This is a genomic window from Acidovorax sp. KPB24-03 (assembly GCF_057546605.1).
In genome coordinates this window covers 1-1927 of sequence record NZ_BAAJYR010000544.1, presented here as the reverse complement: position 1 = coordinate 1927, position 1927 = coordinate 1, and the positions used below count along the sequence as shown (strand labels likewise).

Annotated in this window: 1 protein-coding gene; it reads right to left on the bottom strand. The window is 71.7% G+C overall.

Annotated elements, in window-relative coordinates; translation table 11 throughout:
* Positions 1-217: 217 nt before the first annotated feature.
* A partial coding sequence (locus AC27KI_RS23755) for a TonB-dependent receptor (protein ID WP_487116185.1) occupies positions 218-1927 on the bottom strand: 1710 nt, incomplete at its 5' end.

Below are 1927 nucleotides of genomic sequence, written 5' to 3'. Positions count from 1 at the left end.
CCGCGCGCCATGCCCGCCCCTGCGCGGAAACTGCAGGCATCGCCCGCCAAGGCCCCGTTGGCGGCGCGCCCGCCAAAGCCGCCAAGCAGCCAGCGATGGCGGGCACGGGCGCGGACGACTGGGAAACCTTCTGACGCCACCGCCCCCTGCGCCACCGGACGCCGCCCCATGCCCCACCTGGCCGTGGGGCGTTTTTCTGGGGCGGCCCGCGCGGCGCCTAGAACCGCCAGCCGAGCGAGGCCGACACGCTGCGGCCATCCCCCGGCGAATAGCCCGACGAGCCGCTGTCGTACCACGCATAGACGTAGCGGCGGTGGGTGGCGTTCTTCACCTGCACCGACACGTCCATTTCGGGCGTGAGGCGCCAGGTGGCGCCGAGGTTCAGCAGCGCGTAGCGGCCAGCGCGGCCCTGCGTGTTGGTGCGGTCCAGAAAGTAGTCGCCCTGCGCGCTGGCCGAGGCGCTCAGCTCCCATTGCTCGCTGGCGCGGTAGGTGATGCCGGCGGTCGCCAGGTGGTGCGGCACGTTCTCGACCTCGCGGCCCGCCGTGGCGGGCGCGCTCGGGTCGGGCGTGGTGATGCGCGCCACCTGGCGCGAATAGGCCAGCCAGCCGGTCCAGCGGGCGTGCAGTTGCGCGTTGAGCTGCAGGTCGTAGCCCTTGCGCAGCGTGCGGCCCACGTTGCCGAGGCCCCCGGGATCGGGAACGCCATCCACCCCCAGCACGCGCGCCACCTCGCCCGAGGCGCGCTGGCGCCACAGTGCCGCGCGCGCCTCCAGCCAGGGCAGCGGGCGGAACCTGGCACCCACCTCCCAGCCGTCGTTGATCGAGGGATCGAGGTTGCGCGACTGCGTGCGGTAGGCATCGATGCCCGTGCCGATCTGGAAGGTGCGACCCCAGTTGCCGTACAGGCTGGTGTCGGGCGAGAGCGCGTAGGCCACGCTGAGCTTGGGCTGGCGAATGGTGCCGTAGTCGTGCACGGGCGCGCTGGTGCGCGCAAGCCCGTCGGAAAAATGCCCGCCGATGCGGTCGACCCGCAGCGCGGGCACGATCTTCAGCGCCGCCACAGGCCGCACCACCGCCTGCAGGTACGCGCCGCGCGTGTCCAGGTCGAAGTTCCAGTCGCGAAACGTCGAGGTCCGCACGCGCTCGATGGTGCGGTAGCGCTGCGCGGCGTTGCTCTGCCACTGGGCATCGACACCGCCTTCGAGCGTGAACTCGTGCGCCCAGTCCACCCGCGGGCGCCAGGTGAGCGACGTCAGGGCGCCCCGGTGCGTCTCGTCGTTGTCGCGCTCCTGCTGCACGGCGGCCTGTGAAAAGCGCACCCAGCGCTGGTTCTCGTAATGAGTGCCATGGGCCTTGGCGGACCAGGAGAGGCGGTCGGCCAGCTCGCCGTCGATGTGCAGGGCGAGCTGGCCGGTCTCGCGCTCGCTGCGGTCGGCGCTGGCATAGGCGGGGGACGAGCGCGGCGCGGCCTCGGCCTGCTCGCGCGTGAGATAGCCCGATTCGAGCGCGCGGTTGCGGTAGTAGCGGGCGGTCAGGCCCGTGCGCCAGCGCCCGTCGTCGCTGGTGTAGAACCACTTGCCCGACAGCGCGCGCTGCGTGCCGTCGGCGTGCGCCCGGTAGCCATCCGACTCGCGCCAGGCCAGCGTGTAGTTCTGGCTCCAGTTGCCGCTCTCGATGCCCTTGGCCACCTGCACCTCGCGCGTGCCGAAGCTGCCGACCGTGGCGATGGCGCGGCCCTCGTTGCCGCCCGTGCGCGTGACCACGTTGGCATTGCCCGCGATGTTGTTCAGCCCGTAGCGCGGGTCGTTGGTGCCGCGCACCACCTCGATGGCCTCGATGTCGATGGGGAAGACCGCATCGAGGTAGGGCATGCCGCCCGCGTTGTCGTTGGAAGGAATGCCGTCGATCAGCAGCTTGACGGCGTT